The sequence below is a fragment of the Streptomyces albus subsp. albus genome, assembly GCF_000725885.1.
GTDB classification, from domain to species: domain Bacteria; phylum Actinomycetota; class Actinomycetes; order Streptomycetales; family Streptomycetaceae; genus Streptomyces; species Streptomyces albus.
Genome location: NZ_JODR01000002.1, coordinates 247248 through 265376, shown reverse-complemented (window position 1 = coordinate 265376; position 18129 = coordinate 247248). Strand labels below are relative to the sequence as shown.

The following is an 18129-nucleotide window of genomic DNA, read 5'->3' as shown; positions in this document are numbered from 1 at the left end:
GGGCCTTTCCGGTCACCGCCGACCGGGGGAGGAGAGCCGCTTCCATGTCCGTACCGCGTCCGGCCACCCCCGTCCTCGACCGGCTCCGTGTCGGGTCGGCACCCGACTCGTGGGGCGTGTGGTTCCCCGAGGACGAACAGCAGGTCCCCTGGCGGCGTTTTCTGGACGAGGTCGCCGAGGCGGGTTACGAGTGGATCGAACTGGGTCCGTACGGCTATCTGCCGACGGACGCCGGGGTGCTGCGCGAGGAGACGGCCCGGCGTGGGCTGAAGGTGTCGGCGGGCACCGTCTTCACCTCGCTGCACCACGGTCCGGCCGTGTGGGAGGCCACCTGGGAGCAGGTGGCGCGGGTCGCGGCGCTGGCCGGTGCGCTGGACGCCTCGCACCTGGTCGTCATCCCGTCGTTCTGGCGGGACGACAAGACGGCGAAGGAGCTGGAGCCGCGCCGGCTGTCCGCCGAGCAGTGGCGGCACCAGGCGGCCGGGATGGAGCGTCTCGCCCGCCGGGTGCGGGAGGAGTACGGCCTGGGCATCGTCGTCCACCCGCACGCCGACACCCACATCGACACGGAGGAGAACGTCGTCCGCTTCCTGGACGCCACCGACGGCGAGCTGGTCAAGCTGTGTCTCGACACCGGCCACTACGCGTACTGCGGCGGTGACAGCGTCGAACTGATCAGGAGGTACGGGGAGCGGATCGGCTATCTGCACCTCAAGCAGGTCGATCCGGACGTCCTGGCCGACGTGCGGGCCAAGGGCACCCCGTTCGGTCCGGCGGTGCGGCAGGGGGTGATGTGCGAGCCGCCGCGTGGTGTGCCGGAGCTGCCGCCGGTGCTGGAGGCGGCCCAGGAACTGGGCGTGGACCTCTTCGCTATCGTCGAACAGGACATGTATCCCTGCCCGCCTGACCAGCCCTTCCCGATCGCCGAGCGGACCCGCCGCTTCCTGCGGTCCTGCGGAGCCTGACCTGTATGACCGCACGGCAGCCGTCGCACGACCGGTACTCGCCGGACGACCCGTACCACCGGCAAACGCCGGACCGCCCCCACCACGCGCGCAGCCCGGACGACCCGCACCACCGGCACGGCCCCGACGATCCGCACCGACCCCGCCGTCCGGCCGCCGCCCCGCGAGGGGGTGCCGCCCGCCGGTTCGTGCTCGCCGTCGCGGCGGTCGCCGCGCTCGGCGGCGCGCTGTTCGGCTATGACACGGGGGTGGTCTCGGGGGCGCTGCCGTTCATGGCGGAGCACTTCGGGCTGTCCTCGCTCGGCGAAGGCGTGGTGACCAGCGCGCTGCTGATCGGTGCGGCGTTCGGTTCGGTGCTGGGCGGCCGGGCCGCGGACGCCCTCGGCCGGCGCCTCGCACTGCTGTGGGCGGGTGCCGTCTTCGTCGTCGGCGCCCTCGCGGTGGCGCTCGCGCCGACGGTCGCCTGGATGGTGGTGGCCCGTTTCGTGCTGGGGCTGGCCGTCGGCGGCGCGTCCGTGATCACGCCGCTGTATCTGTCGGAGATCGCGCCCGCGCGCATCCGCGGCCGTCTGGTCTCCCTCAACTCGCTGATGATCGTCAGCGGACAACTGCTGGCGTACGTGGTGGACGCCGTGCTGGCCCACTGGGCGGCGTGGCGGTGGATGCTGGGCCTGGCGGTGCTGCCGGCCCTCGCGCTGTTCGCCGGGATGTGCTTCCTGCCCGACACCCCGCGCTGGTACGCGGGCCGGGGCCGGAGCGGGGACGCCGCCGCCGTGCTGCGCCGTACGCTGCCGGCGGGCGAGGTGCCCGCCGAGCTGGACCGTATCGTGCGCGCACGCCGCAGGGAGGCCGAGGCGCGGCGCGGCGCCGGTGAACTGCTGCGCACCCCGTGGGTGCGGCGCCTGCTGCTGACGGGGGTCGGACTGGCCGCCGTCCAGCAGATCACGGGTGTGAACGCCGTCGTCTACTTCGCGCCGAAGATCCTCCGCTCGACGGGTCTGGGCATCGACACCTCGATCACCGCCACCATCGCGGTCGGTGTGGTGTCGGTCGCCGCGACCGTCGTGGGCATGACCCTCATCGACCGGGTGGGCCGGCGGCCGATGCTGCTGGGCGGACTGTCCGGCATGGGCGTCTCCCTCGCCGTGCTCGGCGCCTGTTTCCGGCTGCCGCACTCCACGGCCACGAGTGTGCTGGTGCTGGCACTGATGGTGGTCTACATGGCGTTCATGCAGGCCACCCTGAACACCGGGGTGTGGCTGCTGCTCGCGGAGATGTTCCCGCTGAAGGTGCGCGGACTGGCCATGGGCGCGGCGGTGTTCGTGATGTGGCTGTGCAACTTCGCGGTGGCGCTGCTCTTCCCCGTCCTGCTGGACGGGGTGGGGGCCGGCACCACGTTCTGGGTGTTCGCGGCGATGTGCGTACTGTCCTTCGCCTTCTGCAAGCGGTGGGTGCCGGAGACCAAGGGGGTGGCTCTGGAGGACCTGGAGCGCGAGCTGCGGCACACCGCGGGCCGGCCCGCCGGGCGTTCGGCCGGATGAGGCTCCGAGCCCGTGTACCCGGCCCGTTCCCGGCTCCGGACCCACCGTGAGTGCCCGCCCCCACCCGTTCCCGCCCCCACCCGTTCCCGTTCCCTCGGTTCCCCTTCCCCGACGCAAGGACCTGATATGAAGATCGGCCTCATCGGTACCGGACGTATCGGAGCGTTCCACGCGGCGACGCTCAAGACCGTGCCCGGCGTGGAGCGGGTGGTTGTCGCAGACGTGGACACCGCCAGGGCGCAGGCGCTGGCCGCCTCGGCGGGGGTGGAGGCGGCCCGGTCGGTGGACGAGTTGTACGCGGACGGCCTCGACGGTGTGGTGATCGCCGCCGCGACCAGTGCGCACGCCGCCCTCATCCACCATGCGCTCGACCACGGCGTGCCGGTGTTCTGCGAGAAGCCGGTGGCCGCGGACGTGCCGGGGACGCTGGCGGTGGTGGAGCGGGCGAGGACCGCCACGGTCCCGGTGCAGATCGGGTTCCAGCGCCGGTTCGACGCCGGCTACCGGGCGGCCCGGGAGGCCCTGCGCGCCGGTGACCTCGGCTGGGTCCACACCCTGCGGGCCTGCACCAGCGATCCGGCGCCGCCGCACGCCTCGTACGTCCCCACCTCGGGCGGGCTGTTCCGGGATTGCAGCATCCACGACTTCGACATCCTGCGCTGGGTCACCGGCCGCGAGGTGGTCTCCGTCTTCGCGCTGGGCGCCAACCGGGGCGAGGACTTCTTCGCGGCGGGCGACGACGTGGACACCTGCGCGGCCGTTCTCCGCTTCGACGACGACACGCTGGCCACCGTCACCGCGACCCGCTACAACGGCGCCGGCTACGACGTGCGCCTGGAGGTGTGCGGCTCCCGCGACACCCGTGTCGTCGGTCTGGACGACCACGCGCCCCTGCCGACCGCAGAGCCCGCCCTGTCGTGGCGGCGCGGCACGCCCTACGCGACGTTCATGGAACGTTTCCACGACGCCTACGTCACCGAGCTTGCCGCTTTCGTGGAGGTCGCCGCGGGCCGCGCGGCCAATCCGTGCTCGGCGGCCGAGGCGCTGGAGGCCCTCTACGTCGCCGAGGCATGCGATCTGTCGCGCCGCAAGGGCGAGCCGGTGACCGTCGCAGAGGTGCGGGCCTGACCACAAAAGTGCCCACAAGAAGCGGCCCTCCCGCCCCCCGGCGGGAGGGCCGCGGTACCGGGGCGGCCCGTGGTCAGGCGGCGGTCTTCATGCCGCGGACCGCGCCGGTGCGTGCCCTCAGCACGCGGAACGCGGCGAGGGTGAGCAGGGCGCCGAGGGCGAGGACGACGGCGGTGGCGGTCAGCTGGAGCGGCCAGTGGTGGGAGAAGGGGTGGTAGTCGCGGAAGTAGCCGACCGCGTCCAGCTTCTCGTAGACGGCCCGGCACTGCGGGCTGACGCTGCTGCCGCACCACGGCTGGGGCAGCTGCTCGCCGGAGGAGGTCACCACGCCGGAGTGGGCGGACAGCCCGACACCCGCCGGGGTGTCCAGCTTCAGACTGCTGACCCGGTGCACGGTGGGCCACAGGTAGGGCAGGGCCCAGTGGAGGGCGACGAACACGCCGCCGGTGGCCGCGACGGAGGTGATCAGGGCCGGCAGGGAGCGCCGCCACAGCAGGCCCGCGAGGGCGCCGACGGCCAGTCCGGTGAGGGCCAGCGCGACGGGGACGGGGCCGTTGGCGAAGAACGTGGAGGAGTCGTACCAGCTCTTGGCCGTGTCGATACGGCCCCGTCCGGCGCTCCACACGTAGTGGTGCAGCCCGGCCAGCAGACCGGTGCCGGCGGTGACGAGAGCGGCGGGCACCAGGAGCCTGGCGGCGAGCCAGCGCGCCGGGGTCACCGACTGCGTCCAGGCCAGTCCCGCGGTGCCCGTCTCCAGTTCCCGGCCGGTCAGCATGGTGCCGGCCCAGGCGGCGACGAGGAACGGGACGGCGAGCACGGCGATCGTCGCGTACAGGTAGAAGTCCCGGTACCGCAGGATCGCGGGCTGGTCGTAGGCGCAGGCCTCCGCCATGCCGCAGGCGCTGAACTGCCGCCATCCTTGCGCGGCGGCGTCGGTGAGCGGCCCGCCCAGCCACAGCAGCCCGGCGGCCAGTACCAGGACGAGCGCGGCCCAGGCGTACAGCGCCGGGCGGTGCAGGCGGAGCAGCCATCGGATCTGGCGGGGCCGGGCGGAGGGCCGCGCGTCCGGCGAAGCGGGCGAGGCAGCGGAGGGAGCCGAGGCGGCCGAGGGAGCCGAGGGGGCGGAGTGAAGTGTCCGGGCGGTCATGCGGTCGCCTCCTTGGGCGCGGCGAAAACGGTGTCGAGGGCGAGGCCGGGCACTTCCGGGTTGCGCAGATAGGCGACGATCACTTCCTCCAGCGAGGGCTCGGCGGCCCGCCAGCCGTCGGGCGGGGCGGCGCCCGCGTCCCGGACGAGGGCGGTGCACTGGCGGCCGGTGGTGGTGTGCGACACCACCACGGTGTCCTGTCCCAGCTCGGGGCCGGCGCCGGACGTGCCGTCCTGTGCGGGGCCGTCGAGGAGGCGATGGGCGGCCAGCAGCTCCTCCATGTCGCCCGCCAGACGCACCCGGCCGTCACCGATCACCAGCAGGTGGTCGCAGGAGTCCTCCAACTCGGCTATCACGTGCGAGGACATGAGGATCGTGGTGCCCTGCTCGGCGACCGTGGCCATCAGGAGGCCCATCAGCTCGCGCCGCGCCAGCGGGTCGAGGTCGGCCATCGGTTCGTCCAGCAGGAGCAGCCGGGGCCGTTTGGCCAGGGCGAGGGCGAGGGCCACGCGGGTGCGCTGTCCGCCGGAGAGCGAGCGGATCCGTGCGTCGCGGTCCAGCGCGCCGCCCGAGACGATCCGTTCGGCGGTGTCCCGGTCCCAGCGGCCGGGGTTGAGGTCCGCCCCCATGCGCAGGGTCTCGGCGACGGTGAGCTGCGGGTACATCGGCTTGTCCTGGGCGACGTACCCGAGGTCGGGCCGGGCGTCGGCGGGGTGGCCGCCGAGCACGGTGATGCCGCCCTCCGTGGGGGCGATCAGCCCGGCCGCGAGGGCCAGCAGCGTCGATTTGCCCGCGCCGTTGACGCCGACGAGGGCGCAGACCCGTCCGGCGGGCAACCGGAACGAGCAGTCACGCAGCGCCCAGTTCCCGCGCCGCGCGAACCGCTTGCCCAGCGCGCTCGCCTCGATGGCCGTGGTGGTCATCGTTGTTCCTCTTTCCTGTCCTGGAAGTGCTCGTCCAGTGCGGCGGCGAAGAGCGCGGCGACGTCGTCCCGCTCCAGCCCCTCGCGCCGGGCGCGTTCCACCCACGCGACGAGTTCGGCCCGCAGCGGCGAGTCGCCCACCGTCGTGCCGAGTGCCTTGCGGACGAAGGTGCCGAGCCCGCGCCGCGCCTCGACCAGCCCCTCCCGCTCCAGCTCGCGGTACGCCTTGAGCACCGTGTTCGGATTGACGGCGGTCGCCTCCACGACCTCGCGGGCCGGTGGCAGCCTGTCGCCGGGTTCCAGCAGTCCGAGCCGCAGTGCCTGCTTGGTCTGCTGCACGATCTGGAGGTAGGTGGCGATGCCGCTGCGCCGGTCGATCCGGTACTCGATCATCCGACCGACCACCCTTTCACTAATCAAGTAGTGAAAGGGTGGTTCTAGGGGTACCCGTTTGTCAACTCGCGCCCCTGCGGAAAATCCCTCCCCCTGGCGGGCGGGGCAGGGGAGACTCGTGCCATGACTGACATGGGGGCGTTCCACGAAGCGGTCACCGCATGGGCGGCAGGGGGTCCGGAGGGCCCCGCGCGGGAGGCGGCGGCACGCTCGCGCGTACGGGCGGTCGTGCTGCTCGAAGGGCCCAGCGATGTCGCGGCGATCAGCGCGCTGGCCGCGGGCCGCGACCGGGACCTGGCGGCGGAGGGCATCTGCCTGGTGTCGATGGGCGGCGCGATGAACGTGGGACGCTTCGCCACGCTCCTGGGACCCTCCGGCCTCGGCCTCCGCCTGACGGGGCTGTGCGACGAGAGGGAACGCCGCTACTACGCCCGCGGCTGGGAGCGGGCCGGTGCCGCGGAGCAGGAATTCTTCGTCTGCGCCGCGGACTTGGAGGACGAGCTGATCCGTGCACTGGGCGTCTCGCGGGTGGAGGAACTCGTCCACGAGGAGGGCGACATGCGCGCCCTGCGGACCTTCCTGCACCAGCCCGCACAGCAGGGCCGCACCTCGCAGCAGCAGTTGCGGCGCTTCTTCGGCACGAAGAAGGGGCGCAAGATCCACTACGGCCGTGTCCTGGTCGAGGCACTCGACCCCGAGCGCACCCCCGCCCCGCTCGACGGCCTGCTCGCCGGCCTCTGAGGGCCGGGCGCGGCGGGATTACCGCGGGAGGCCGCCGAAGACGAGGCGGTGCCCGCGCGCGGTGTCCGTGTGTTCGCGGACCCGGTGGATCAGCCCGTCCCGCAGCTCGAAGACGAAGCAGTACTCGTTGGCGTAGTGGCTCCCGTCGGGGAGCGTCGCCGTCACGGTCGCCTCGACCGTCACCCGCTGCCCGTCGGTGTGGGAACCGTGCAGGACGGCACCGACGTCCCGCGTGAACAGCCGGGGCAGGTCCTCGGTGAAGAAGCGCGCGATCGCCTCCCGCCCCACCATGTGATGCGGCGCGTCGAGCGCGACGGCGGTGGCGTTCCCCGGAGGGGAGAGCCACTCGGCGTCCTTGGTGAAGACCGCGGCGATCCGCCCGGGGTCGTTGCCGAGAAGCGCCTGAAATGCCTCGGAAACGATGTCGGTGCTCATCGGACCGGTGCCGTCACCGGCCCGCCCTGGTGTCCGGGACAACTCTCCCGCCGCCTTCCCCGGGCCTGCTCGCGGGGTGCGTCCCCGCGATGGTTCGCGTCTGTGCGGGCGCGCCGCCACCGCGCCGCCGGGAACCGGCCGGCGGCGCGGACGTGCGGAGCGTCGCGGGCCCGGGCGGCGGACGAGTCCGTAGCTCTCCCGCCGCCCGGACCGTGCCCCGTGCCGCCCCCCTCCGACAGGCACGGGGCCCTGCTCCCGCCGGACCCCGGCAAACGGCCGGGGCCCGGCGGGACCAGAAGTCACCCCTCGCGGGGCACGGGTGTCAGGGCCGCAGCACCCACAGGTTCCAGTCGACGGCGCTGGGCCGGCACTGGAAGTCCAGCCACTCGCCCCGCTCCTTGCCCCGGTAGCCCTCGGCCTCGCAGCCGTCGTAGGTCCAGTAGTCGTCGAAGAACTCCCATCCGGCCGCCGGCTGGGACACCGCCTTGGTGCCCGCCTGGGAAGCGGGCGCCGAGGCCGCGTTCGCGGACCCCGCGGTCCCCAGCAGGAGCGTGGCCGCCCCCGCGACGGCCAGCAGCGAAGCGGTCTTCCGTATACGTGTCCTCATCTGCGTTCCCCCAACGCGTCGAAGTTGTCCCCGGTGCCGACGGCCCCGGGGGGGCGGGACCGGCGCCGGCCGGTCCCGCCATGAGGTGTCGATCACCAAGTCCACACGGTCCGGCGCGGAACTGGTATGCGTAGGGGTACGTATCGACAATCGCGTGATGGGGGAGCGGTGTCGGACAGCAGACTGGCCGAGGTCGCCGTGGCAGCACTGCACGAATGGGACCCGGGCGAACTGTGGCCGCTGATCACGGCGGAGCTGCTGCGCGGCTGCGGCGGCGAGTTGCTCATCCACAAGACGCAGGAGTGGACGGAGGAGTCCGGCGTGCTCTGCCCCTGGGCCAGGGAGGGGACGCAGGAGGACATCCGCCTGGAACCTTCCACCGAGCGGCTGATCCGTACGGGGCACCCCTTCATCAGCCCCAGCCAGACCCCCAACGCGCACCGGCCGGTCACCGCCGCCCGCCTCGTCGGCGAACGCAGTTGGCGCGGCGGCGAGGCCGCCCACCTGCTGCACACCTCCCTGGGCATCCGCCACGTCCTCGGCCTCCCCCTGCCGGGCAGCGCCAGGCCGCTGCGCGGGGCTCTCGTCTACCGCCCGCGCGAGGATTTCACCGACGCCCACCTCGACTTCGCCCTCCGCGCGCAGCCCCTGCTGTCGGGAATCCACCGGCAGAGCGAGATCCTCAGCGGCTGGCACGCGGGCCTGCACCCCGCCGGGTCCGGCACCGACCTGGCCGCCGCGTACCGCCTGACGCCGCGCGAGACCGCCGTGCTGGCGCTGCTCGCCGACACACTGACCGCGCCGGCCATCGCACGCCGCCTGCGCGTATCGGTCCGTACGGTCCACAAACACCTGGAGAACATCTACCGCAAGCTCGGCACCCAGGACCGCCTCGCCACCGTCCTGAAGGCCCAGCGCTCCGGCCTCCTGCCGGCCGCCCGCAGCGGCCGGGGGTGACTCCGCACCGCCGCGAGAGCCCCGTCAACGAGCACCGGGTGGTGCGCAGAGCACCGCCCGGACAGTCTTGCCGCTCGGCGGGTGGGGGACGGTGTCCCAGTGGTCGGCGAGCGCGGCCACGAGCGACAGACCGTACCCGCTCGTGCGCGGTACGCCGGACGCGGCCTGTGGCGGAGGGACCTGCGGGTACAACTCCCCGCGCGCGTCGGTGACTTCCACGCGGAGGCGGCCGGCCGGCGGATCGAAGACGAGCGTCAGCCGGAAGCTGCGCCCGGGGACGCGCCCGTGCAGGGCCGCGTTGGCCGCAAGCTCCGCGACGACAAGTTCAGCACGCTCTGTAATGCTCTGCGGAGCACCCCACTCCTGAAGCTGCGTCACGCTGAGCAGCCGGGCGAGCCGGGCCCCGCGCCGGGTGGACGACAGCAACTGCGCGAAGGTGTGGCAACAACCGGCGCTGAGTTGGGGAAATGGCTGGTTCATGGCGTCAGCGTGGCGCGCGCGGATCAGCGAAAGCGAGCGCGGCACCACGTACGCGGAGTGAGCGTACGGGCACAGGGGGTGGACGGTACGCGGAACGGAGCGTCACTGTGAGTCGTTGACGAGACGGCTGCGAGAAGCCGTCGATGGGTGGAACGGAGGGGGTGGCGCATGGAGATCACCGATGGGGGCGCCAACGGCAGCGAACGAGCCGGGGACGGTGGCTTGGACACCGACGAGGGGACGGCCCCGGCGGGGGAGTGGGAACGGGAACCGCACCCCTCGGACAGTCTGCGCACGTTCGGAGCGGTAGTCCAGGCCCTCCGCGAGCACGCCGGGCTCAGCCGCGCGGAACTGGCCACCCGCGTCCAGTTCTCCAAACACACCGTGGAATCCGTCGAACTGGGCCGGCGCATGCCGGACGACGACTTCGTCGAGCGTGCGGAAGCGGCGCTGGGTGAAACCGGAGCCTTGCGCAAGGCGGCTCGCCACCTCACCCGGGGCGAGGTGGGCCTCGCGGCGTGGTTCCGGCGCTGGGCACGACTGGAACGCAAGGCCGTGAGCCTGTGCACGTACGAGTGCCGACTGGTACCGGGACTGTTGCAGTCGGAGGCGTACGCGCGGGCGGTGTTCGACGGCACGATTCCGCTGCGGACGGACGAGGAGATGGAGGCACAGCTTGCCGCCCGAATCGAGCGGCAGGCAATGATGAGGGAGCGGCCGAAGGTGCCGTTCAGTTTCATCGTCGAAGAGCACGTGTTCCGGCGGCGGTTCGGTGATGCGGACGTGATGCGTGAGCTGGTGGGCGAGGTACTCGCGCGCAGTGCTCCGCGCAATGTCACGCTCCAGGTGGTCCCGCTGCAGACAGGGTTGCATGCGTGCATGGACGGGCCGGTACAGATCCTGGAGACCCCGGCGGGCCAGCGGCTCTGCTACTCCGAAGGACAGCGGAACGGGCGGCTTATCTCGGACCGGAAAGAGGTGAGACTCCTCTGTCAGCGCTATGACACACTGCGCTCGCAGGCCCTGAGCCCCAAAGAATCACGGGCCCTGCTGGAGCGACTGCGAGGAGAGCTATGAGCAGCGGTACGGCGGATCTCGCCTGGTTCAAGTCCAGTTACAGCGGCAGCGACGGCGACAGTTGCGTGGAGGTTGCGTTCGCTGAACATGCGGTTCACGTGCGGGACTCGAAGGACGTGTCCCGTCAGCCGTTCGCGGTGAGCCGTGAGAGCTGGGGGGAGTTCGTGCGGTTCGCGTCGGAGCGTTGAAGTGTCTGCGAGGTGAGGCATGAGCAGTGGTACGGCGGAACTTGCTTGGTTCAAGTCGAGCTACAGCGGTAGCCAGGGCGACGACTGCGTGGAGGTTGCGTTCGCCGAGCGGGCCGTCCACGTGCGGGACTCGAAGGATGTGTCCCGTCAGCCGTTCGCGGTGGGCCGTGAGGGCTGGGGCGAGTTCGTGCGGTTCGTCTCGGAGGGCTGAGGCCGCCTGGGAGGGTTGCCATGAGCAGCGGTACAACGACACTTGCTTGGTTCAAGTCCACCTACAGCGGCACCCAGGGCGACAGCTGTGTGGAGGTCGCGTTCGCTGAACAGGCGGTTCAGGTGCGGGACTCGAAGGACGTGTCCCGTCAGCCGTTCGCGGTGAGCCGTGAGGGCTGGGGCGAGTTCGTACGGTTCGCCTCGGAGCGCTGAGGCACGGCGTTCTGCTCCCGGACCCGGACAGGGCGTGGGTCCGCTCGCGATGAGCGGGTCCACGCCCTGTTTTGTCAGGGAGCCCCATCCCTTCCCCCCCCCCGGACAACAAGAACCTGCGCGTTCCCGACGAGATCCGACCGCAGTGAATTCACCCGGTCTTCGAAGATGCCCGGGACCGCCGGAGCCTCCGGTGAGGCGACAACGCACGGCATTTCGAAGGTGACGTGCGCCGGTCGGGGTTGGACGGCCCGACCGTCCCGGACCGCCTGCGCGGAGTGACGGGTCGGCCTGTTGTAGGGGACCGTCAACCGAGTTCACCGGGCAGCGGCGTGCGCTTTCAACGTGTTCACGCATCCGGTGGCAGTCTGGGGTTCCGACGCGGTTTTTTCCGTTGTCACCATGCAGAAGAGTACGGGCGATGCCCCGAGTACGGGCAATTCCACGCCACGGAACGAGGGCCCGCCAGGTGCGGGGCTCTCGGCTCTCCCTGTTGTCTGTATGGAGGTGTGCGTGACTTCGCTGGCCAGCGAATCCGGGCCGGTGCTGCGGATATCCCCCGGTTCGGCACTCCGTCTGCGCGACGTGGACCGGGTGCGTGAGCCGATGAGAATTCTGATCGATGAAAACGTGCGTGACCGCATTCACACGTGTCGCGATTTCGTGTTCCGCAGCCTGGAGAGCGGTCGGGCCGTGTACGGGGCGACGACCGGATTCGGCCCGCTGGTCGGTTTCCGTGGGCGCGAGACCACGACGGAGCAGTGCGAGAACGCGCTCAACCACCTCGTCGCAGGACAAGGAGCCGACCTGGAGCCCTCGGTCGTGCGGGCGGCGATGCTCGTACGGCTGCGTTCGCTGTGCCAGGGCCGATCCGGGGTGTCGCTCGATGTCGTGGAAGGGCTGGCACATGCCCTGAACACAACATTCGCGCCTGCTGTGCCGAGCCTGGGGTCGCTCGGGGCGAGCGGCGATCTGATTCCGCTCGCCTATCTGGCCCGCGCACTCCAGGGGCACGGCCACGCCTATGCCGACGGGGAGCGTCTTACCGCCGGTGAGGCTCTGGCGCGGCTGGGTCTGAAGCCGGTGCGGCTCGACGGGCGTGACGCGCTGGCCCTGGTCAACGGAACGTCCCTGACCGCGGGTGCGGGTGCCCTGGCCGTGTCCTCCCTGCGGAGGTCCCTGCACAGTGCGCTGCTGCTCGTGGCGCTGCTCGTGGACGTGCTGGGCTGCTCGGCCGCGTTCGCGGACGCCGGGCTGCTCACCGCCTTCGGACACCCGCATGTGGCCCTGGCGGGTGAACGTCTCAACCGGCTGCTCAAGGGCCTCGTGCCGTCGGGCACACGCGGGCTGCAAGAGCCCTACAGCATCCGCTGCGCTCCTCAGCTGATCGGCGCCGCGGCCTCATCGGTGGAGCATTGCGCAGCCGTGATGCACGACGACATCAACGCCGTCAGCGACAACCCGCTGTTCTTCGCGGAGCAGGAGATGATCGCGCACGGCGGCAACTTCTTCGGCCAGCCGGCCGCGTTCAGCGGGGACGCGCTCGCCTTGACCGCCGTACAGCTCGGCAACCTGGCCGAGCGGCAACTCGACCTGCTCATCGATCCTCGCCGCAACGGGGATCTCCCGCCCATGCTGGCGCCCGAGCCGGGGCGTCAACACGCCCTGCAGGGCGTACAACTCGCGGCCACCGCAGTCATCGCCTCGATGCGTCGCGCCGCCACACCGGCCTCGGCCCAGAGCCTGCCGACGAACCTCCACAACCAGGACGTCGTCCCGTTCGGCACGCAGGCTGCGCTCAACGCCCTGGACCTCGCCATGAAGCTGCGGCTCCTGCACGGGTCCCTCGCCGTCGCCCTGCGCCAGGCCGCGCATGTGGGAACCCGCAAGCCGACAGCACCACTGTGCGCCCAGGCCCTCGACGTGATCAGTGAGGAGATTCCGCCCATCGACAGGGACCGCCCTCTGGACGCCGACGTACGTCGCGCCGCCGCTCTCCTCGACGGCATGGCCGGCACCGAACCGACCGACGGGGAGGACCTGTGACGGGACAGCCCACCGATCGGTACTTCCCCACGGGCACTTGCAGTGCCGCTGCCGACGAGGTGCTGCTGACGCTGCCGCGTCCGGATGAGGAGTTCACCACCTGTCGCCGCTGCCCGGGCGGGGCCTGCACGCGTGCCGCCCAGCGGATCGAGGACGACCTGAGGCTTCTCACCCGAGTCGCGCACGGGCCCGCGCCCCCCGCGGAACGGCCACCGTCGGACCCCGATGCCCGTATGCGCCACCGCTGGCTCGTAGGCCATCAACTGGCCTTCAGCGTCTGGCGGCTGCTCCAGCCCACCCTGCGGGAGCTCGTCCGCACGTCCGCCCGCGACGCCGCTGACCGCGCCGCACGGCTGTACGACATCTACACGCTGTTGTTCCTTTACACGGGCAGCTGCTCGGCCGCACGCTACGCGGCGACAGTGCGGGCCGACATGGCGGCCCACGACCCCGCGTTGAGCGGTGAGTGGCACAGGGACCACATGGCCCTCACCGGGCTGCTGCGCCAGGCGCGGGCCACCTGCCCGGCATCGGTGCTGGCTCCGCTCAAGGCGGCGGTCAAACGCAGCCACCACGTCCACATGGCTGTCGCGGGCAAGCTCGTGCCCGGCGGACAGTCGCTGCTCCAGCAGGCCGGGAGGCACGCAGGCTCGCAGCCGACGGAGGCCGAGTGCGAGGTCATCGACGACTTCTTCCGCGTGCGGCGCGCGCCCGTCTGCGAGCAGGCGTTCATCGCCCAGGCCGTGAGGCGGCTGGTCCGCGTCGTGTGCGACATCCGCACCTACGGCCTGAACGACCTGGAACAGCCGCCCCGGGTCGCCGCGCAGCACCGGACAGACCTCGACGCCCTGCTCGGCTCCGCCGTCGGCCTCTTCACGGAACTGGCCGGCCACCTGACGTCTTCCGCGTCCGTTCCCCTCGGCCCCGGCGCACACATGGGAGGTGCCATGACGATCCTGACCGACGAAGCGAAGACCGTGCCCATGACCCCCGCTCTGCACCGCTACCTGGTCAGCCACACGATGGCACCCAGCCGCGTCCAGCGAGACCTCATGGAGCACACCGAGGCCCTGGGGACAGTCGCCGAGATGCGGATTCCCCACGAGCAGGCGGTGTTCCTGACCCTGCTCACCAAGCTGACCGCCGCCCGCGACATCATCGACATCGGTACCTTCACGGGCTGTTCGGCCCTCGCGCTGGCGCTGGGTGCCCCTCCCGACGGCCGCGTCATCACCTGCGACAAAACCACGGAGTGGACCGGCATCGCCCAGGACGCATGGGAGCGGGCAGGCGTCGCCGACCGCATCGAGCTGCGTCTGGGTCCGGCCCTGGAGACTCTGCGCTCCCTTCCGGAGGAGCCGTCCTTCGACCTGGCCTTCATCGACGCCGACAAGCCCTCCTACCGGGACTACTGGGAGGAACTGCTCCCTCGGGTCCGTCCCGGAGGCGTACTCCTGGCCGACAACGTGTTCTACGCCGGTGATGCGGCCGACCCGCACGCCACCGGAAACGCCGGGGCCATCCGGAGCTTCAACGCGCACGTCCAGGACGATCCCCGCGTCGAGAACGTGATGCTCCCCATCGCCGACGGCCTGACCCTGAGTCGCAAGCGTGACGACGAGAAGGAGGCGCGCTCATGACGGATTCGCTTCCTGAGGCGGAGGGACCGCAGCGCATCATGGAGCTGGCTTCCGGCCTCTGGGTGTCCAAGACGCTGTCCACCGCACTGGATCTGGACCTCTTCGGCACCCTGGCCGCCCACCCCGGTGCGACGTGCGCCGAACTGGCCGGCAAGCTCGGCACCTCCGCCCGCCCCACCCGGTCACTCCTGGCTGCCTGTGCGGCACTCGGGCTGCTGACCCGCGTCGGCGAGAAGTGTTTCAACACCCCGCTCTCACAGCGTCACCTCGTGCGCACCAGTCCCGCCTACTTCGGCGGCTGGGTCGAGATGCTCGACCGCCATGACTACCCCGGGTGGATGCGTCTGCACGACGCCCTGCGCCACGACCGACCCACCGCCTGGGACCCGGACGAGCAGAACTCCCTTTTCGACAATGCCGACCCCGTCATGCTGGAGACGTTCTGGGAGGCGATGACGGCAGTCTCCGCCGTCACCGCGCGTGCGCTCGGCTCCCGGATCGACCTGACACAGGCGCACGCGCTGCTCGACGTGGGGGGAGGCGGCGCCGCCTGGGACATCGAGCTGTGCCGTATGCACCCCTCGCTGCGGGCGGCCGTCTACGACCTGCCCCACGTGTGCGAGCTCACGCAGAAGAAGATCGACCAAGCGGACCTCGGGGACCGCATCACCACGGTCCCCGGTGACTTCTTCGCCGACACGTGCTTCCCCGGAGGCTACGACACCCACCTGTTCTCCTCCGTCCTGCACGACTGGCCCGACTCCCGGTGCCGCGAATTGCTCACCAGGTCTTTCACCGCCCTGCCCTCGAACGGCCGGCTCGTCATCGCCGAGCTGTTGATCGACGATGACGAGGACGGCCCGCTCGACGCCGCCCTGATGGGTCTTGCGATGCAGGTGGAAACCTGGGGCCGCGGCTTCACAGCCGCCGAACTCACCGACTGGCTCGCCGAGACGGGCTTCACCGACATCCACGTCACCCGCGTGCAAGCACCCACCGCCAATGCAGGCGTGATCGCCCGCAAACCCTGACCGTCCGGCGCCCGTTCACCGGAGTTCCGTATGACGCATCAAGCGATATTCCCTCCCAGCAGCACGGCAGGCGAAAAGGACATCGAAGGCATCATCGGCCGTAGGGTCGAATACACCTACGCCAATGGCTGGCGCTACGAGATGTACATCAAGAACGCCACGACCATTGATTACCGCATTCACAGCGGCATGGTCGGTGGCCGCTGGGTCAAGAACCAGGAAGTCGACCTCGTCGCTCTCACCGAGGGCGTGTACAAGATTTCCTGGAGCGAACCCACCGGTACATCGGTGTGCGTCACCCTGGTGCCGGCCGCGCGGATTTCCCACGGCGTCATCTTCTTTCCGCGCTGGGTCGCCCAACACCCCGAACGCACCGTCCTTTTCCAGAACGACCACCTGGACCGCATGTACGCCTACCGCGACGAAGGGCCCACGTACCCGATTCATGTCGTCGCCGAGTTCTCGGACATCACCCTGATCGAGAACGTGGGACCTGACGACGAAACCGTCATCGACGGTGCCCCGCGCGGCTTTCCGTGACGGCCGGCACGAGGGCACGCATCGTGGTCCGTGCCCTGTGCCGGAAGGCGGGCGCCCGGACACCGGGCCGGGCCGGCGGTGGCGTGGGCGTCACAGCAGGATGACGGTGCGCTCGCCGGGTGCGTCCTTGTGGGCCCACGCCGCCTCGACCTGGTCGAGCGGGAACGGATGGGGGCGCACGGCCATGCCGCCCGCGGCGACCGCGGCGGCCAGCTCGGTCAGCTCGCGCTGGATGACCTGCATGTCCACCTGGCCGAAGCCGCTGCCCAGGATGCGGAACGCGTTGGAGCGCAGGGCGTGCCCGGACAGGGTGATCGAGTCTCCGCCCATGCCGCCGACCTGGACCCAGTCGAGGGGGCGGGTGTGCTGGGTGCGTGCTTCGAGGACGGCGCGCATGGCGAGTTCGGTGGGCGGCCCCCATACGTAGTCGAGGACCACGTCGACCTCTGCGGCGGCGCCGGCGAGCGCGGCTGCGGTGGCGTCCTGGTCGGGGGTGAGCTGGACGATCTCGTCCGCGCCCTCGCTGGTGAGGCCGTCGAGGCGGGTGCGGTTGCGTCCGGCGGCGATCACTCGTTCGGCACCGAGGTGCTTGGCCACCTTGACGGCCATCGAGCCGGCGTTGCCGGTCGCGCCGTGCACCAGGACGGACTGCCCGGCCCGGAAGTCCGCTCGGGTGCGCAGCGCACACCAGGAGGACAGGGCGGGGTTCATGGTCGCGGCCAGCAGCGCCGGATCGGCTCCGTCCGGGAGCGGGATGGCGGTGGCCGGATCGATGACGATGCGCTCGGCCAGGGAGCCGGCGCCCAGCACCATGACGTACGCGAGGCTGCCGTCCGCGCGGCGGACGACTGCGTCGGCACCGGCCGGGGCGGGCAGTTCCTTGGGGCTCGTGTAGTGCTTGCCGGCGGCGATGCCCCGGGTGGCGGGGTGCACGCCGACGGCGAGGACGTCCACCACTTCCTGGCCGGGGGCGGCCTCGGGGGCGGGGATGGAGCGGAAGTGCGGCGGCTCGTCGAAGGACTCCACGAGCGCGGCGTTGATCATGGGCATGTGCTTTTCCCCAGTGCGGGTCGGTGGCGAGCGGGCTCGGCCGGGGCTGAAGCGGCGACCGAGCTATAAGAAACGCTCCCGTATCTTATTGCTCCCAGGCTACGACCCCGAGATAAGATACGCAAGCGGATCCAATAATCGGGTGGAATGCCACGGAATCGGACAAACGGGGGTAGTGGTGAGTGAGCAGCGCGCGGAGAGCACCCCCACCCGACGCAGGGGCGCCGCACTGGAGAAGGCGATCACCGACGCGGCCTGGGAGATCCTGGTCGAGCAGGGCTACGGCGGCTTCACCTTCGAGGCCGTGGCGGCGCGCGCAGGCACGAGCAAGCCGGTGCTCTACCGGCGCTGGCCACAGCGCGAGGACCTGCTCCTCGCCAGCCTCACCCGGCACTGGCGGCCCCTGGACATCCCTGACACCGGCAGCCTGCGCCAGGACGCCCTCACCCTCCTGCGGACGATCAACGCCGAGCGGGACCGCACGGTGATCCTCATGCGCATCCAGCTGGCGGACTACTTCCGCGAGACCGGCACCAGCTTCAACGACCTGCGCGACCGCCTGCTCCCCGCGGACCGGACGCCCCCCTTCGAACGGCTCGTGGACCGCGCCGTCGAACGCGGCGAACTCGCGGACGCGCCGCGCTCCGCACGCACGGTGAACCTTCCGTTCGACCTGATCCGCCACGACATGCTGATGCGCATGGGCGCCGTCCCGGACGAGACGATCGTCGAAATCGTCGACGCCGTATGGCTCCCCCTGCTCGGCCTGCCACCCCACGACGCGCAGCCGGAAGACTGAGCACCGGCAGCGACGGCAC

General features: G+C 71.2%; 21 protein-coding genes. 14 read left to right on the top strand and 7 right to left on the bottom strand.

Features of this window, described 5'->3' with window-relative positions:
- Positions 1 to 44 precede the first annotated feature (44 nt).
- The 3 genes from IO40_RS0103045 (at position 45) to IO40_RS0103035 (ending at position 3634) form a co-directional block, all read left to right on the top strand.
- Complete coding sequence (locus tag IO40_RS0103045; protein WP_016470432.1) at positions 45 to 965, top strand: sugar phosphate isomerase/epimerase family protein; 921 nt, start codon at positions 45 to 47, stop codon at positions 963 to 965.
- Between the two features lie 5 nt (positions 966 to 970).
- A complete protein-coding gene (locus IO40_RS0103040; protein WP_031174809.1) occupies positions 971 to 2506 on the top strand; it encodes a sugar porter family MFS transporter in 1536 nt (511 codons plus the stop codon).
- 126 nt (positions 2507 to 2632) lie between these two features.
- A complete protein-coding gene (locus IO40_RS0103035) occupies positions 2633 to 3634 on the top strand; it encodes a Gfo/Idh/MocA family protein (protein WP_031174808.1) in 1002 nt (333 codons plus the stop codon).
- A 73-nt stretch (positions 3635 to 3707) separates the two neighbouring features.
- Here IO40_RS0103035 and IO40_RS0103030 read toward each other — a convergent pair whose 3' ends face one another.
- The 3 genes from IO40_RS0103030 to IO40_RS0103020 are packed head-to-tail and all read right to left on the bottom strand — an operon-like array spanning position 3708 to position 6096.
- Complete coding sequence (locus IO40_RS0103030; protein ID WP_031174807.1) at positions 3708 to 4781, bottom strand: hypothetical protein; 1074 nt, start codon at positions 4779 to 4781, stop codon at positions 3708 to 3710.
- Entirely contained in the window at positions 4778 to 5704 is a 927-nt protein-coding gene (locus IO40_RS0103025) for an ABC transporter ATP-binding protein (RefSeq protein WP_031174806.1), read from the bottom strand. Before IO40_RS0103025 ends, IO40_RS0103030 begins: the two co-directional genes overlap by 4 nt.
- Positions 5701 to 6096, bottom strand: coding sequence for a GntR family transcriptional regulator (locus IO40_RS0103020; protein WP_016470437.1), 396 nt, complete (start codon positions 6094 to 6096; stop codon positions 5701 to 5703). Before IO40_RS0103020 ends, IO40_RS0103025 begins: the two co-directional genes overlap by 4 nt.
- Before the next feature lie 123 nt (positions 6097 to 6219).
- Between IO40_RS0103020 and IO40_RS0103015 the strand changes: the two genes are divergently transcribed.
- On the top strand, positions 6220 to 6837 hold the full coding sequence (locus IO40_RS0103015; protein ID WP_030405721.1) for a TOPRIM nucleotidyl transferase/hydrolase domain-containing protein: 618 nt from the start codon (positions 6220 to 6222) through the stop codon (positions 6835 to 6837).
- 18 nt (positions 6838 to 6855) lie between these two features.
- On the opposite strand, the gene IO40_RS0103010 is transcribed toward IO40_RS0103015, so the two are convergent.
- Positions 6856 to 7272, bottom strand: a complete 417-nt coding sequence (locus IO40_RS0103010; RefSeq protein ID WP_030405722.1) for a nuclear transport factor 2 family protein — start codon at positions 7270 to 7272, stop codon at positions 6856 to 6858.
- 322 nt (positions 7273 to 7594) lie between these two features.
- A complete protein-coding gene (locus IO40_RS0103005; protein ID WP_030405723.1) occupies positions 7595 to 7879 on the bottom strand; it encodes a hypothetical protein in 285 nt (94 codons plus the stop codon).
- Between the two features lie 168 nt (positions 7880 to 8047).
- Here IO40_RS0103005 and IO40_RS0103000 point away from each other — a divergent pair, with 168 nt between their 5' ends.
- On the top strand, positions 8048 to 8836 hold the full coding sequence (locus IO40_RS0103000) for a helix-turn-helix transcriptional regulator (protein ID WP_031174805.1): 789 nt from the start codon (positions 8048 to 8050) through the stop codon (positions 8834 to 8836).
- 24 nt (positions 8837 to 8860) lie between these two features.
- On the opposite strand, the gene IO40_RS0102995 is transcribed toward IO40_RS0103000, so the two are convergent.
- The gene (locus IO40_RS0102995) at positions 8861 to 9316 is read right to left on the bottom strand and encodes an ATP-binding protein (RefSeq protein WP_016470442.1); all 456 of its coding nucleotides are present in this window, start codon (positions 9314 to 9316) and stop codon (positions 8861 to 8863) included.
- A gap of 168 nt (positions 9317 to 9484) precedes the next feature.
- Here IO40_RS0102995 and IO40_RS0102990 point away from each other — a divergent pair, with 168 nt between their 5' ends.
- From IO40_RS0102990 to IO40_RS0102955, 8 genes are all read left to right on the top strand, one after another.
- Entirely contained in the window at positions 9485 to 10393 is a 909-nt protein-coding gene (locus IO40_RS0102990; RefSeq protein WP_031174804.1) for a helix-turn-helix domain-containing protein, read from the top strand.
- The gene (locus tag IO40_RS0102985) at positions 10390 to 10581 is read left to right on the top strand and encodes a DUF397 domain-containing protein (RefSeq protein ID WP_016470444.1); all 192 of its coding nucleotides are present in this window, start codon (positions 10390 to 10392) and stop codon (positions 10579 to 10581) included. Before IO40_RS0102990 ends, IO40_RS0102985 begins: the two co-directional genes overlap by 4 nt.
- A 19-nt stretch (positions 10582 to 10600) precedes the next feature.
- Complete coding sequence (locus IO40_RS0102980) at positions 10601 to 10792, top strand: DUF397 domain-containing protein (protein WP_016470445.1); 192 nt, start codon at positions 10601 to 10603, stop codon at positions 10790 to 10792.
- A gap of 20 nt (positions 10793 to 10812) precedes the next feature.
- On the top strand, positions 10813 to 11004 hold the full coding sequence (locus IO40_RS0102975) for a DUF397 domain-containing protein (RefSeq protein ID WP_031025378.1): 192 nt from the start codon (positions 10813 to 10815) through the stop codon (positions 11002 to 11004).
- Between the two features lie 513 nt (positions 11005 to 11517).
- Positions 11518 to 13050 carry an HAL/PAL/TAL family ammonia-lyase gene (locus IO40_RS0102970; RefSeq protein WP_234324568.1) on the top strand — a complete coding sequence of 511 codons (1533 nt, stop codon included), beginning with the start codon at positions 11518 to 11520 and terminating at the stop codon, positions 13048 to 13050.
- Positions 13047 to 14690 (top strand): O-methyltransferase, encoded by a 1644-nt coding sequence (locus tag IO40_RS39615; RefSeq protein WP_324604484.1) that lies wholly within the window; start codon positions 13047 to 13049, stop codon positions 14688 to 14690. The genes IO40_RS0102970 and IO40_RS39615 overlap by 4 nt, the downstream gene beginning before the upstream one ends.
- Complete coding sequence (locus tag IO40_RS0102960; RefSeq protein ID WP_031025375.1) at positions 14687 to 15721, top strand: methyltransferase; 1035 nt, start codon at positions 14687 to 14689, stop codon at positions 15719 to 15721. Before IO40_RS39615 ends, IO40_RS0102960 begins: the two co-directional genes overlap by 4 nt.
- A gap of 30 nt (positions 15722 to 15751) precedes the next feature.
- Complete coding sequence (locus IO40_RS0102955; protein ID WP_031174803.1) at positions 15752 to 16261, top strand: phenolic acid decarboxylase; 510 nt, start codon at positions 15752 to 15754, stop codon at positions 16259 to 16261.
- A gap of 90 nt (positions 16262 to 16351) precedes the next feature.
- Here IO40_RS0102955 and IO40_RS0102950 read toward each other — a convergent pair whose 3' ends face one another.
- The gene (locus IO40_RS0102950) at positions 16352 to 17311 is read right to left on the bottom strand and encodes a quinone oxidoreductase family protein (protein ID WP_031025373.1); all 960 of its coding nucleotides are present in this window, start codon (positions 17309 to 17311) and stop codon (positions 16352 to 16354) included.
- 175 nt (positions 17312 to 17486) lie between these two features.
- Here IO40_RS0102950 and IO40_RS0102945 point away from each other — a divergent pair, with 175 nt between their 5' ends.
- Entirely contained in the window at positions 17487 to 18110 is a 624-nt protein-coding gene (locus IO40_RS0102945) for a TetR/AcrR family transcriptional regulator (RefSeq protein ID WP_031174802.1), read from the top strand.
- Positions 18111 to 18129 lie beyond the last annotated feature (19 nt).